Origin of the sequence: Kribbella sp. NPDC004875, from assembly GCF_042873375.1 — a bacterium.
Classification (GTDB): domain Bacteria; phylum Actinomycetota; class Actinomycetes; order Propionibacteriales; family Kribbellaceae; genus Kribbella.
On sequence record NZ_JBIALI010000003.1, the window covers coordinates 24,569 to 38,445 of the forward strand.

The 13,877-nt window shown below is 69.0% G+C and carries 13 protein-coding genes; 6 read left to right on the plus strand and 7 right to left on the minus strand.

The window, feature by feature from the left end; genetic code table 11:
* Positions 1–16: 16 nt before the first annotated feature.
* Entirely contained in the window at positions 17–676 is a 660-nt protein-coding gene (locus ACFYRH_RS17335) for a FadR/GntR family transcriptional regulator (protein ID WP_387775386.1), read from the plus strand.
* 242 nt (positions 677–918) lie between these two features.
* Here the strand turns inward: ACFYRH_RS17335 and ACFYRH_RS17340 are convergent, their stop codons facing one another.
* Genes ACFYRH_RS17340 through ACFYRH_RS17370 form a run of 7 tightly spaced genes read right to left on the minus strand, consistent with a single transcriptional unit; the run spans position 919 to position 8,980 of the window.
* Entirely contained in the window at positions 919–1,602 is a 684-nt protein-coding gene (locus ACFYRH_RS17340) for an N-acetylmannosamine-6-phosphate 2-epimerase (RefSeq protein WP_387775389.1), read from the minus strand.
* On the minus strand, positions 1,599–2,489 hold the full coding sequence (locus tag ACFYRH_RS17345) for an ROK family protein (protein WP_387775392.1): 891 nt from the start codon (positions 2,487–2,489) through the stop codon (positions 1,599–1,601). Before ACFYRH_RS17345 ends, ACFYRH_RS17340 begins: the two co-directional genes overlap by 4 nt.
* Entirely contained in the window at positions 2,489–3,409 is a 921-nt protein-coding gene (locus ACFYRH_RS17350) for a dihydrodipicolinate synthase family protein (RefSeq protein ID WP_387775395.1), read from the minus strand. The genes ACFYRH_RS17345 and ACFYRH_RS17350 overlap by 1 nt, the downstream gene beginning before the upstream one ends.
* A complete protein-coding gene (locus tag ACFYRH_RS17355) occupies positions 3,406–4,464 on the minus strand; it encodes an oligopeptide/dipeptide ABC transporter ATP-binding protein (RefSeq protein ID WP_387775398.1) in 1,059 nt (352 codons plus the stop codon). The genes ACFYRH_RS17350 and ACFYRH_RS17355 overlap by 4 nt, the downstream gene beginning before the upstream one ends.
* Positions 4,461–6,419 carry a dipeptide/oligopeptide/nickel ABC transporter permease/ATP-binding protein gene (locus ACFYRH_RS17360; protein WP_387775401.1) on the minus strand — a complete coding sequence of 653 codons (1,959 nt, stop codon included), beginning with the start codon at positions 6,417–6,419 and terminating at the stop codon, positions 4,461–4,463. The genes ACFYRH_RS17355 and ACFYRH_RS17360 overlap by 4 nt, the downstream gene beginning before the upstream one ends.
* On the minus strand, positions 6,419–7,375 hold the full coding sequence (locus tag ACFYRH_RS17365) for an ABC transporter permease (RefSeq protein ID WP_387775404.1): 957 nt from the start codon (positions 7,373–7,375) through the stop codon (positions 6,419–6,421). Before ACFYRH_RS17365 ends, ACFYRH_RS17360 begins: the two co-directional genes overlap by 1 nt.
* A gap of 9 nt (positions 7,376–7,384) precedes the next feature.
* The gene (locus tag ACFYRH_RS17370; RefSeq protein WP_387775407.1) at positions 7,385–8,980 is read right to left on the minus strand and encodes an ABC transporter substrate-binding protein; all 1,596 of its coding nucleotides are present in this window, start codon (positions 8,978–8,980) and stop codon (positions 7,385–7,387) included.
* A 97-nt stretch (positions 8,981–9,077) separates the two neighbouring features.
* Between ACFYRH_RS17370 and ACFYRH_RS17375 the strand changes: the two genes are divergently transcribed.
* The 5 genes from ACFYRH_RS17375 to ACFYRH_RS17395 all read left to right on the plus strand — a co-directional run bounded on the left by ACFYRH_RS17375 (position 9,078) and on the right by ACFYRH_RS17395 (position 13,866).
* Entirely contained in the window at positions 9,078–9,809 is a 732-nt protein-coding gene (locus tag ACFYRH_RS17375) for a FadR/GntR family transcriptional regulator (protein ID WP_387775410.1), read from the plus strand.
* A 166-nt stretch (positions 9,810–9,975) separates the two neighbouring features.
* Positions 9,976–11,922, plus strand: coding sequence for an exo-alpha-sialidase (locus ACFYRH_RS17380; RefSeq protein ID WP_387775413.1), 1,947 nt, complete (start codon positions 9,976–9,978; stop codon positions 11,920–11,922).
* Positions 11,923–12,239: 317 nt separating this feature from the next.
* Positions 12,240–13,313 carry a glycosyltransferase gene (locus ACFYRH_RS17385; protein WP_387775416.1) on the plus strand — a complete coding sequence of 358 codons (1,074 nt, stop codon included), beginning with the start codon at positions 12,240–12,242 and terminating at the stop codon, positions 13,311–13,313.
* Between the two features lie 3 nt (positions 13,314–13,316).
* Positions 13,317–13,457 carry an LPXTG cell wall anchor domain-containing protein gene (locus ACFYRH_RS17390; RefSeq protein ID WP_387775419.1) on the plus strand — a complete coding sequence of 47 codons (141 nt, stop codon included), beginning with the start codon at positions 13,317–13,319 and terminating at the stop codon, positions 13,455–13,457.
* Positions 13,458–13,476: 19 nt separating this feature from the next.
* A complete protein-coding gene (locus tag ACFYRH_RS17395; protein WP_387775422.1) occupies positions 13,477–13,866 on the plus strand; it encodes a LysR substrate-binding domain-containing protein in 390 nt (129 codons plus the stop codon).
* The last annotated feature ends 11 nt before the right edge of the window (positions 13,867–13,877 follow it).

Sequence of the window (13,877 nt, forward strand, 5' to 3'; positions counted from 1 at the left end):
TTAAGGAAGCGATGCGATGAAGAAAGTCGAGCGGGTTTCGCTGGTCGAGTCCGTCGGGACCCAGCTGCGCGAGGAGATCACCACGGGGCGCTGGGCGGTCGGCGAGCGCATTCCGTCGGAGACCGAACTGGTCGAGCAGCTCGGGGTCAGCCGGGCCTCCGTGCGCGAGGCGGTCCGCGGTCTGGTGCAGGCCGGGCTGCTCGCCACGCGGCAGGGTGACGGGACCTACGTGACGGCGAGCGACGCCACCGATGTCGCGATCCGTCGGCGGCTGGTGACCGCCGACCACACCGACGTCGTCGAGGTTCGGCGTGGTCTCGACATCGTCGCGGCCGGCCTGGCGGCGTCGCGACGTACCGCGGCCGACATCAAGTCGCTGAAGAAGGCGCTCGCGGACCGAGCCACGGCCGGCGTCGCGGGCGACGAGGCGGCGTTCGTCGCGAACGACGTCGAGTTCCACCTGTGCGTCGCCCGCGCCTCACACAACCCGGTCCTGATCGAGCTCTACACCAGCTTCGCCCGCGCCCTCGCCGAAAGCGTCCGCGACGACCAGTGCCTCCAGGTCTTCACCACCGGCCAAGACACCTGGCACGAGGCCCTCGCCGCCGCCATCGAAGCCGCCGACCCCACAACAGCCGCCGCCACAACCCTCTCCCTCCTCGACAGCACCAGCTGAACCGCAGACCTCAAGCACTCACCAACCTCGCCGAGCCCCGCCCGCCGGCCGCAGGCTGAGCGTGGCGAGACCGGGATCGACCGGCTTAGTGAGTGCTGGAGATCCGGCGAGGACGCGGCCGGTGGGGTTGGGCCGGCAGCTCGACAGGAGGTGTCTGCCTGCCGGCCGCGTTGCCAGGCGGGGGTACAAACCGGGCAGCGGTACGCCGTCCGGGTTCAGGACTCGCCCGCGGTCATTGGCGATCACGTCGGCCTGGTGGTCACAGCCTGCGCGAACCAGGTGGTGATCGTGGTCGGGTGGGTGATCGCTGTCCCGACGACCACGCTCCAGGCGCCGGCGGCGATGGCCGCGGCGGCCTGGTCCGGCGTGTGCACGCGCCCTTCGGCGACGACCGGCTTGCCGACGGCCGCGGCCAGCTCGGCCACGAGCGCGAGATCCGGGCCGTCACCTTTGACCGTGTACGGCGTGTAGCCCGACAGCGTCGTACCGATCAGGTCGGCGCCTGCCGCCGCCGCGTCGAGGCCCTCCTCGTACGTCGAGCAGTCGGCCATCACGAGCTTGCCGGTGCGTCCGTGGATCGCCGTGACGGTGTCGCGCAACGTGCGGCCGTCCGGACGCGGGCGCCGGGTGCCGTCGAGCGCGACGACGTCGGCGCCCGCCTCGGCGACCGCGATCGCGTGGTCGAGTGTCGGGGTGATGTAGACGTCGTCGTCCCCGTCCTTCCACAGACCGATGATCGGCAGCTCGACCGCGGCACGGATCTCGGCGATGTCCTGCAGCCCCTGCACCCGCAGGCCCGCGGCACCTCCGCGCGCCACGGCGAGTGCCACCGCCCGCATCGTGGCGGGGGTGTTCATCGGCTCCCCCGGGTATGCCTGGCACGAGACCACGAGGCGTCCGCGGATGGCTTCGAGTACGTCGGTCATGCAGTCCTCTCCCAGGCCATTTTGGCCGCACCGATCAAGGCCGCGTCGTTCCCGAGCCGCGCCGCCGACACCGGTACGTCGGCGAGTCGCGGCAACACCTCCCGGCGGAACTCGGCCCGTAAAGCGTCCCACCAGACCGCTCCGAGCCCGGCGACTCCCCCGCCGACGACCACCGTCTCGGGGTCGAGCATGTTGACCAGTCCACCGAGCGCCGAGCCGACCGCAGTACCGCCGAACTCGATCACCTCGGCTGCCACCCGGTCGCCGCGCTGAGCTACCTCACGAAGATCCGTGACGTCCACCTGCGTCCGCCGGCGGTACTGCGCCACGAGCGCCGGCCCGGAGGCAACGGCCTCGAGGTGCCCGCGACCGCCACAGGTACACGGCTCCCGATCCGCGTACACCGACGGCACGTGTCCGGCATGCCCGGCGACGGCATGCGCACCGAACAGCACAGACCCGTCGACGACGTACGCACCGCCGATCCCGGTCCCGACCGCGAGGAACAGCATGCTGGTCGTGTCGAGTGCCTCGCCGACGGCATGCGCGTGGACGTCGTTCATCGCCACCGCCGGTACGCCGAATCGCTCGCCCAGCGCGCCGAGGTCGGTGCCGACCCAGTCGGCCAACTGATCCGTCGCCGCCAGCACCCGCTTCGACGCCGGATCGACGACCCCTGCACTTCCGATGCCGAGGGCAACGAGCCGGGTATCCGGTCCCTGCAACCCGGCCACCAGATCACCGGCGGTCTGGAGGACGACGCGTCCACCGGACCTGGCCGGCGTCGGCGTACTGATCCGGTCGACGATCTCACCCGATCGCGTGACCAGTGCCGCGGCGATCTTGGTCCCGCCGATGTCGACCGCGGCCGCGACCGCGAGCGTCACTACAACAACCCCGCGAGCTCGAGCTCGACCCGAATCCGCCCGGCTTCCACCTCATCGAGTTCCCGCAACGGCAACGACACGGTGTTCGACTCGATGATCCCGAGCAAGGTGAGCGCGGTCTTGAACGCGCCGACGCCGCGGGTCGCACCCGCAGACGTCGAAGGATCGGCCGCATCGACGATCCGGAACAACCGGGTCAACCGGTCCTGCTCCGCACGCGCCCGGCCCCAGTCGCCGTCCAGACAAGCGCGATGCAGCCGGACATACCCGTCCGGGTCGACATTCCCCAACCCAGGAACAGATCCGGACGCACCGGCGAGCATCATCGCGTCCACCACGACCTCGTGCCCGGTCAGTAGACCAAAGTCCGGTTGCTGCACCGACAGGCACAACTGCCGGAACGCGACGTCGTCACCACTCGAATCCTTCACCCCCGCGAGTACGCCGTCCGCCGCCAACCGAGTCAGCAGCCCGACCGACAACTTCGTGTGCACGCACACTGGGATGTCGTACGCCAGCACTGGCACCGGGACCGCGGCCGCGACCGCCCGGAAGTGCCGCTCGATCTCGTGCGGCCCGACGATCGCGTAGAACGGCGCCGTCGTGACCACCGCCTCGACCCCGAGCCGTACGGCGGCCGAAGCCCGGTCGATCACCCGCTGGGTCGACGGTTCGATACACCCGGCCAGCACAGGTACGGCGCCACTCGCCGTCTTCACGATCACCTCCAGCGCGCGGTCCCGCTGCTCGTCACTGAGGAACACCGTCTCGCCCGAACTCCCGAGCGCGAAGATCCCGTCGACACCCGCCGACAGCAGGTGCTCGACCAGGCGCTCCAGCGAGGCGACGTCGACCGTCCGCTCCGCGGTCAGCGGAGTGACGATCGGCGGTACGACGCCGGCGAAACGTGTGACGGTCACTGGTTCTCCTCAACAGCCGAAGGGGTGGCGGAACGAGCCAGCTCGACGAGCTGACGATCGCTGGTGCCGCCGGGAACAGGGTGGTGGCAGCGAAAGACGTGCGGCGCATGACCGCCGTTCACGGTGCCGGCGGCCGCGGCCGGGAACTCCTCGGCGCAGACCTTGGTGGCCTTCCAGCAGCGGGTCCGGAACGGGCAGCCACTCGGCGGACGGGTCGCCGAGGGCACTGGTCCGGCCAGTGGAATCGGGTCGAGCGGCGACAGCAGACCAGGCGTGGCGGAAAACAGTGCCCGCGTGTACGGATGCTGTGCCTGACCTGGCACGAGACTCGACGGTGTCTCCTCGACGATCCGGCCGAGGTACATCGTCACCACGCGGTCGCTGACCCGCTTCACGGTCTGGATGTCGTGCGACACGAACACCATCGCCAGCCCGAGCCGGTCCTTCAGATCGAGCAGCAGGTTCAGGATCTGCGCGCGGACCGAGACGTCGAGCGCACTCGTCGGCTCGTCGGCGATCACCAGGCCGGGCTCGAGCGCGAGCGCCCGCGCGATCGAGACACGCTGCCGCTGCCCGCCGGACAGCTGACTCGGCAGCACGTCCGCGACCGACCGGGGCAGGCCGACCAGCGCCATCAACTCGTCGACCCGCTGCTCCCGCTCGGCCTTGGTCCCGCGCCGGTGGACGTCGAGCGGGTCGCGCAGAATCTCGCGCACCGGCATCCGCCGGTTCAGCGAGGTCGCGGGGTCCTGGAACACCATCCCAACGCCGGCGCCGATGTGCAGGCGGCGTTCGGCGGCGCTCATCGACCAGACGTCACGCCCGTCGATACTCACCTCGCCGCTCGTCGGCCGTTGCAGTCCGACCAGAACCTTCGCGAGCGTGGACTTGCCACACCCCGACTCGCCGACCACACCGACCGTCTCCCCGGCCCGGATCACCAGATCCGCACCGGTCAACGCGTACACGCGCTCCCGCGAGAACACACCGCCGCCCCGCGCGCGATGCACCACGTGGACGTCCCGCAACCGAATGATCGGCGTACCGTCGGTCATCGCGCGAGCTCCTTGTCCGAGACAGTGCCGGCGGGGTGATGACAGGCGAGGCGGTGCTCCCCCGTCCCCTCCAGCACGGGTGCGATCTCCTGGCAGACCTGCGTGGCCATCGGACAACGGTCGGCGAAGCGGCACCCGTCCGGGAAGTCGGCCGGCGAGGGTACGACGCCACGGATCTGCGTGAGTCGCTCGGCGCCGGACTCCAGCGAGAGCACCGACCCGAGCAGTCCGCGCGCATAGTGATGACCGGGCGCCCCGATCACCTCTGCCGTCACGCCGGCTTCGACGATCTGGCCGCCGTACATCACGACCACGCGATCCGACACGTCGCTGACCAGCGCGAGGTCGTGGCTCACCAGGACGAGCGCGAACCCGAGCTCGTCGCGCAGACGCAACAGCAGCTCCATGATCTGCGCCTGCACCGTGACGTCGAGCGCCGTCGTCGGCTCGTCGGCGATGATCAGCCGTGGGTCCCGCGACAACGCCATCGCGATCACGACCCGCTGCCGCTGCCCACCGGACAGCTCGTGCGGGTACGCCGACAACGTGCGGCTCGGGTCGAGCCCGACGAGCCGCATCAGTTCCTCGGCGGTTCGGGTGCCACCGCGACGGATCAGCTGGCCGAGTTGGGTCTTGATCTTCAGCGCGGGGTTCAGCGCGGACAAGGCGTCCTGGTAGACCATCGCGATGTCCCGGCCCATCAGACCGCGCCGGCGCTTCGAGTCCAAACCGAGCAGATCGGTGCCCTGGAAGCGGATCGCGCCACCGACGTGGGCACCGCGCGCGAGCAGACCCATGACGGCGAGTGCGGTCAGCGACTTGCCCGATCCGGACTCGCCGACCAGCCCGAGGACCTCGCCGGGCCGGACCTCGAACGAGATCCCGGACACGATGGCCACGCCGTTGTGCCGGCCGTCGAACCCGATCGAGAGGTTGTCCACCTCGAGCACCGGATCGCCCGCCGGCAACGGCCGCGCCCGCTCCCGCAACCGCGCCGCGGCCTCCTCGAGGCCGGGCAGCGCGACAACTTCGCCGCCGCCGACCGGTGCGGTCGCGACGGGAGTTCCCGCGGGGGCGATGGCCGACCGCCGGGCAGCAGGTGCGGCCCAGGCGTCGGAGATCCCTTCGGACAGCACGTTCAGAGCCAGGACCGTGAGCAGGATCAGCAGGCCGGGGAAGAACGTCGCCCACCAGCCACCGATCTGCACCATCTCCTTGCCGAAGGCAATCACGGACCCCCACGAGGACTGTGCCTCCTGCGGTGCCAGGCCGCCACCGATGAACGACAGCGACGCCTCGAACACGATCGCGTCCGCGACCATCACGGTGACGAAGACCAGGATCGGTGCCGCACAGTTCCGCAGGACATGCCGCCAGAGGATGTGCGGGCGGCGGGCGCCGATGATCTGCTCGGCGGCGATGTAGTCCTCGCCGTACTGCGCGAGCACGTTCGCCCGGACGATCCGCGCGATCGACGGAAGGAAGACGAAACCGATCGCGATCACCAGCACCAACAGACTGTTCTTCCCGAACGAGATGATCAGCAGCGCGGACAGCACGACCGCCGGGAACGCCATCACCACGTCCAGGCAGCGCATCACGAACTCGTCGACGCCGCGCCGGCTCGTCCCCGCGACAGCACCCAGTACGGCGCCGCCCACCAGCGCGATCGCCGCCGCGCCGAGGCCCACGATCAGGGACCGCCGGCTGCCGGCGACCAGCCGTGAGTACACGTCCCGCCCGAGCCGGTCGAGGCCGAACCAGAAGTCACCGTTCGGTCCGGTCAGCGCTGGACCGAGGCCGGTCTGACCGGGGTCGTGCCGCTGCAGCAACGGCGCGAGGACCGCGACGAGTACGACGAGCGCCACAAAGGCCAGCGCGATCAGGGACGGGAGCCGCAGTCGCCGGAAGGCGATGCCGGGACGGGCGAGCCGCCGGGCCAGACCCGTGCGCATCAGTGCCCTCCTCTCAGGCGGGGATTGGCGAACAGGTAGGCGATGTCGACGACCAGGTTCACGACCACGAAACCGAGCGCGATGGTGAGCACGGTGCCCTGCGCCAGCGCGGTGTCGTTCTGCTGTACGGCGCTCATGATCTGCGTCCCCATCCCGGGCAGCGAGAAGATCGCCTCGATGATGACCGTCCCGCCGATCAGGTAGCCGATCCGCAGTCCCAGCACCGTGAGCGGGTTGACCAGCGCGTTCCGCAGGACGTTCCGGCCGATCACCACCCGCGGCGGCAGGCCGGCGCCGACGGCGGTCCGGACGTAGTCCTTGTCCAGTTCCTCCACCATCGACGTACGGACGATCCGCGCCAGCGAACACCCGACGGGGATGGCGAGCGCCAGCGCGGGCAGCGTCATCGACCGGAGCCACTGCGTCGGCGAGTCGGCCGGGTTGACGTAACCACCGGTCGGGAAGAGCCCTCGCCGTACCGCCAGTTCCTGGATCAGCAGCAGCGCCAGCCAGAACGACGGCATCGCGATCCCGGCCATCGACACGAACCGCATCACCTGGTCCGGCCACCGGTCCCGGTAGACGGCGGCGGTGATGCCGAGGCCGAGCGCGATCACCAGCGCACCGGCCACACCGAGCAGCGTGAGCTGGACGGTCAACGGCAGCGCGGTCGAGATCTTCGTTGCCACCGGCACCGAAGGTGGGAAGGTCATGCCCAGGTTCCCGTGCAGCAGGTCACCGAGGAAGTGCAGGTAGCGCAGCGGGAACGGGTCGTCGAGGCCGTTCGCGGCCTTGAACGCCGCGATCTGCGCCGGCGTCGCCTGGTCCCCCAGCACCGACAACGCCGGATCGATCGGCGAGAACTGCATGATCCCGAAGACGAACAGCGTGATGCCCAGCAACAGCGGCACCAGCGTCAGCAGTCGCCGCGCGATCATGCTCAGGACGGTCAGCATCGGGAACTCTCAGCCCTTACGGCCGACGCCGAGGAAGTACAGGCCGGTGGTCGGCGCTGCCTTGAACCCGGTCAGCTTGTTCGGGTCGTACGCAGTGACGACCTTGGTGTGCAGGATCGGGTACAGCGGGACCTCGGTGGCGGCGAAGTCCAGCGCCTGCTTCCACAACTCCTTGCGCTGCGCCTCGTCCGAGGTCTGCGCGGCCTTGTCCAGCAGCCCGGCCATCTTGGCCCGGTCGGCAGCGTCCCAGCGGTACCGCGCGCCCGGCCAGGTCTGGCCGTAGTAGAACCAGCGCAGCAGCAGGTCGGGGTCGTTGCCGAAGACACTCGGATCACCCGACGCGGCCAGCACCCGGAAGGTGGTCTTGGGTACGACGTCACCGTAGATCGCGGCCGAGGGCTGCGTGTTCAGCGTGGCGTTCACGCCGATCTTCTTCCACGCCTCGACGAGCAGCGGTGCGACGTCCTTGACGATCGCGTTGTCGGTGGTGTCGAGCTGGAACGACAGGTTGCTCACGCCCGCCTCGGCCAGCAGGGCCTTCGCCTTGGCCGGGTCGTAGGTGTAGACGGTCGACGCCTTCTGGTAGTCCTTGTTGCCCTCGTCGAGGTAGCTCGTGGCCGCCGTACCGAAACCGTTCAGCGCGGTCTTGATCACCGAGTCGGTGTCGATCGCGTAGTACAGCGCCTGCCGGACGCGGCGGTCGGTGAACGGCTTCGCGGACGTGTTGAACATCAGGAACACCTGGTTGAAGGCCTGCTTCTCCTCCACCGTGTACTTGCCCTTGAGCGAGTCGACGTTCAGGTACGGCACCTGCTCGATCGCCTGGACGCGACCGCCTTGCAGGTCGGCGATCCGGGCCGAGGCCTCGGTCGTGGTGTTCCAGGTCATCGAGTCGACCTGCGCCGGCCGCGGACCGTTGTAGTTCGGGTTCTTCGACAGCCGCAGACCGGATTCCTTCGACGCGCTGTCCAGCTTGAACGGACCGGAGCCGATCGGCGCGGTGTCGAACGCCTTCGCGGCGGCGGCGTCGGCGGTCTTCGCCTTCGGCACGATCTTGATCACCGAGATTCGCTGCTTGAACAGCGGGAACGGGTACTTCAGCTGGAACGACACCGTACTCGTGTCCTTCGCCGTGACCGACGCGATGAACGGGATGAAGCCCGCCATCAACGGCGGCGACGCCGGGTCGGCGGGCTTGAGCACCCGCTCGAACGACCACGCGACGTCCGCGGCGGTGACCGGCGTACCGTCGGAGAACTTGGCGCCGTCGCGCAGGGTGACGGTGTACGACCTGCCGTCCGCGCTCGCGACCGGGTCGGACTTGGCCAGCGCGAGGTACGGCTCGCCGGTGGTCAGATCGAGGTCGACGAGCCCTTCGAAGAGGTGCGAGTTGGCGGCCGTGGCGACCGCGCTGGACGCGTTCGCCGGGTCGAAGCCGCCCGACAGCGTGAAAGCCAGCGTCGCCTCGATGGACTTGCTCGAGCCCTGGCCGACCGCGTTGGTCGAGGCCGGGCCGCCGCTGCAGGCGGCCAGTCCGACGGCGAGGGCAACGGCCGCGGCCAGGGCGCTGACCCGGCCCCTCAGCTTGGTCGGTGTCGTACTCACGTGTGCCTCCAGGGGACTTTTCGACACGAGATCTGATGTCTGATGTCTGATTCCGATATGCTGAGGTTGGCAGATCGATCACTGGAGGGTCAAGACCATGGCGACAATCGACGCCGGCCCGCTGCGCGGTGCCGACCGTCCCGCCGACCGGCGCCAAACGGTCATCGCGGGGATCAAGGACTACATCCTGAGCAACCGGCTGCGGCCCGGCGATCCACTCCCGACGGAGGCCGAGTTGTGCACCGCGATCGGGGCCAGCCGGTCCAGCGTGCGCGAGGCGGTCAAGACACTGGCAACCCTCGACATCGTCGAGGTCCGGCACGGCCACGGCACGTACGTCGGCGGTCTGTCGCTGGCCGCGCTCGTCGAGAGCCTCACGTTCCGCGGCCTGCTCAGCAGTGAGCAGGATCACCTGGTCCTCGGCCAGGTCGTCGACGTCCGCCAAACCCTCGAACAGGGCATGGCGGGCGACATCATCGCCACCCTCGACGAGGAGCACCGGGAGTCGCTCGCCGAACTCGCGCAGGAGATGCACGACCGGGCGATGCAGGGCGAGGACTTCCTCGAGACCGACCGTGCGTTCCACCTGAAGCTGATGGAACCGCTCGGCAATGACCTGATCCTGCAGTTGACCGGCGCCTTCTGGGAGGTCCAGGCGATCGTGGCGCCGACCCTGCAGGCCGACCCGCAGGACCTGATCATCACCGCCCAACGGCACCAGGCGATCGTCGACGCGATCGTCGCCGAGGACGTGGTCGCGTTGCGGACCGCGATCGCCGAGCACTACGCGCCGGTCCGGCGGGCGATCGCCCGCCTGCAGACTTCCTGACACCCACAAAGGTCCGGGTCAGATCTTGACCCGGACCTTTCTCCTGGACAACATCAGACATCTGAGGTCAGACATTCCCCGCCTTGGAGGCCTGCAGATGACCATCTCCCACCCTTTGACCCGCAGCTTGGCCGCGCTCTCCGCGGTCGCGCTTAGCCTGGGCGCCGTGACCACCGGACAGACCCCGGCCGCCGCCGCGGACCCGGCATCCACCCTGGTGTCCCAGGATCTGGCCGCGGCCGGCGTCGGGTCGCCGTACTACCGGATCCCCGCGCTCGCGGTGTCAACCCGCGGCACGGTGCTCGCGGCGTACGACGCCCGCCCGACGCTCGGCGACCTGCCGTCGAACATCCACATGGTCGTGCGCCGCAGTACCGACAACGGCGTGACCTGGCAGGACCAGCAGATCGTCCGCCAGGACCCGGCACCGCACCGGTACGGCGACCCGAGCTTCGTGGTCGACCGTCGGACCGGCCGGATCTTCCTCTTCTACGCCGCCGGCGAGAACCAGGGCTACATCGGCGGCACGACCGGCAACGACCCGAACGATCCGAACGTCCTGCAGGCCGACTACTCGTACTCCGACGACGACGGCCTGACCTGGCAGCACCGCCGGATCACGCCGCAGATCAAGGATCCCGCGTGGGGCGGCATGTTCGCGGCCAGCGGCGCCGGAATCCAGATCAAGCGCGGACCGTACGCCGGCCGGCTGGTGCAGCAGTACTCGGTTCGCTACCAGGGACAGAACTGGGCGGCCAGCGCGTACAGCGACGACGACGGTGACACCTGGCACATGGGTGCACTGGTCGGACCAGGCACCGACGAGAACAAGTCGGTCGAACTCTCGGACGGCCGGCTGATGCTGAACAGCCGCGCGAAACCGAACCGTCTGGTCGCGTACTCGTCCGATGGCGGCGAGAGCTGGCAGGGTCTGCACGCGGACCCGAACCTGATCGACCCGGCCGACAACGGTTCGATCCTGCGGTACAACGAGAACGCGGCGCCCGGGACGCAGCAGGCCGACTGGCTGCTGTTCAGCAACAACGAGAGCACGTCGTCGCGCAGCAACCTGGTGGTCAAGCAGTCCTGTGACAACGGGAAGACCTGGCCGATCCGCAAGGTGGTGGAGCCGGGCTTCGCGGCGTACTCGACGGTGACCCGACTGCCGGACGGGAGTTTCGGGCTGCTGTGGGAGAGCAAGGACTACACGCGGATCACGTTCTCGAAGTTCGATCGCGACTGGCTGGACGGGGTGTGCGCGCCGCTCTCGGTGAGCGCGCCTGCTGACGCGCAGGCCGGCGGGACGATGAACGTCACGGTGCGAGTGACGAGTCAGATGGCCGGCGATCTCGACGGTGCGGTGACGCTGACCGATCTCCCGGCCGGGTGGAGCGCCGGGACCGTTCAGGTACCTCGACTCCGCGCGGGTGCGAGCGCGAGCGTTTCGGTTCCGCTGACCGTCCCCAGTGGTACGACGACCAACGCGTACCCGGTCCGCGCGGTGTACCGCACCAGCCGGGGACAGTCCACCACGCCGAACCCGACGCAGATCGTCGTACGCGGTGGGGCGACGGTGTGGGAGGACACGACACCGCGCACGTACGACGGGTCGGGGTTGCGGGACGTGTCGGACCAGTTCACCGGCCTGAAGGATCTGACCGGCGGCGCGGTGGCGATCCGGTTCCGTACGACGGCGAGCTCGGCGGCGGCCACGTTGCTGTCCAGCGCCGACCCGGTCAGTCAGGTGCGCGATCTCGTGGTGTCGCTGAACTCCGGGGCACCGTACGTCGAATTCCGGACCGCGTCGTCGACGTACCCGATCCGGATCCAGAGCTCGGTGAACGCTGCCGACGGCAACGACCACGAACTGGTCTTTGCCAGCAGCAACGGAATCAGCAGCCTGATCCTCGACGGCCAGGTAGTCGGGCAGGCCACCGGGCAGCACTTCTTCCGCGACGTCGACGACATGACGCCCGTGCACACCCTCAACCCGTCCGGCCGGCCGAACCTCACCATCGGCGGCAACCGCGCCTACGTCACTCCCCCGGGCGCCCTGACCAACCGCTGGCTCTTCACCGGCACCATCCAGTCGATCCACATCACCACCTCGTGAGGACCCCGCGGCCGGCACTCCTCGCCGGCCCGCGGTACTGAACGACAGGCCGGCCCAGATCTTTTTCCGGGCCGGCCGGCTGGAAACAAACGAGTGTTGTAACGCTGTGGCGGGGTTCTGCGATGAAGGGGATGCATTGCCGCCGCACCCGATCTGCACATTGTTTCGGAGTGCGACGCCCTGAATACGCTGTGCGCACTGATTCCGAGATTTACCGCATTCTTACAGTGCTCTTTTGGTGAAGGGGTTGTGGCCGACCACGACCTTGGGTTGTCTGGCGCGTTACCGGGGGGTTCGCGTCCACGGGGAGGAACCGCATGACAGGCGAACCGACGCCTGCGGCCACGGTCGTGGCGCTGGTACCGGCACACAACGAAGAGGGGTCGCTACCCTCCGCGCTGGCCGCGTTACGCAAGCAGACAAGGCGTCCTGACCACATCATCGTCATCGCGGACAACTGCACGGACCGCACCGTCGAGGTGGCGCGGGCACAGCACGTCGAGGTGTACGAGACGGTCGGCAACCGCGACAAGAAGGCCGGCGCACTGAACCAGGTCCTCGACCTGTTGCTGCCGAGTCTGCGCGACGACGACGTCGTCCTGGTCCAGGACGCCGACTCGTACCTCGACCCGGGATTCATCACCGCCGGCCTGAGGGCGTACGCCGGGAATGTCGGCGGCGTCGGCGGTGTATTTCGTGGACGGATCGATTCCGAAACTCCATGGGGACGATTGGTGGAATGGTTCCAGGCCAATGAGTACGCGCGCTACGAACTCGACATTCGCCGGCAGCGCGGCAAGGTCCTGGTCCTGACCGGTACGGCGACCTTGCTGCGGGTCGGCGTACTGCGGGAAGTGATCAGGGCACGGCAGGACGGGCGGCTGCCAGGTGAACCGCGGGTGTATGACACCCGGGTACTGACCGAGGACAACGAGTTGTCGTTCGCGCTGCTACGGCTCGGTTACCGGCTGCGGTCACCGGCCGGCTGCACGCTGACCACCGAGACGATGCAGAGCTGGCGAACCCTCGCGAACCAGCGGCTGCGCTGGAAGCGCGGCGCGCTGGAGAACCTGCTCGACTACGGCTGGTCGCGGACGACGCGCTCGTACTGGGGCCGGCAGGCGCTCGGTGCGGTCGGCGTCCTGATCACCCTGGCTTATCTGGTGTCACTCGTCTGGGGTGTCGTGAACGGCCTGCAGTTCCACGGGTTCTGGCTCGGGGTCACGGTGCTTTTCATGCTGGAACGCGTCGTCACCGTTCGCCGTCGCGGCAAGCTCGCGATGGCGGTCGCGGCGACGCTGTTCGTGGAGATGATCTACGACATGTTCCTGCAGGGCGTGCAGGCGACGGCCTATCTGCACGCGGCGACTGGACGTGAGAGGAGGTGGTAAAAGGTGTACAGCGCAGGTGAACTCGCATCGACCGGCGCGGCAGCGGCCTTCTGGCTCCCGCTGGCCGGCTTCGCTCTCGTGATGCTCGGCGTGGCCCTCTGGCGAGCGGCCGGCACGTTCCGCCGCACGACGGACGACCAGTAGCACGACGTGCCCGGGCGAAGTGCGCAAGGCCTTCGCCCAGGCCACGTCCGCACGCCACGCATCGCTGCGGGAGATCCCACTCGTCGCGTACGCCGAGGAGGCGCCGATCATCCGCCGGTACTGGCGGACAGTCCTCAACACCCGTCTCACGCGCACGGCGGACCTCGTCGTACCGGATCTGCGTGGAGTGCTGACGGCTGTTCGCGCCGGGGCGGGCGCGAGCGTGTTGCCGACGTACCTGTGTGCGAAGGAGCTTGCGGCCGGTGAGGTGGTGCTGCTCGCCGACCCGGAGGTGCCGCCGTTGAACACGATCTACCTCGCCACCAGAGCGGATACCGGCAGCCGCAGCCCGGCGGTCGCCGTCCGCGGCCGCCTCCTGCAGCGTCTACCAGCAAGGCCCAACCGGTAGGCGGATGCGGC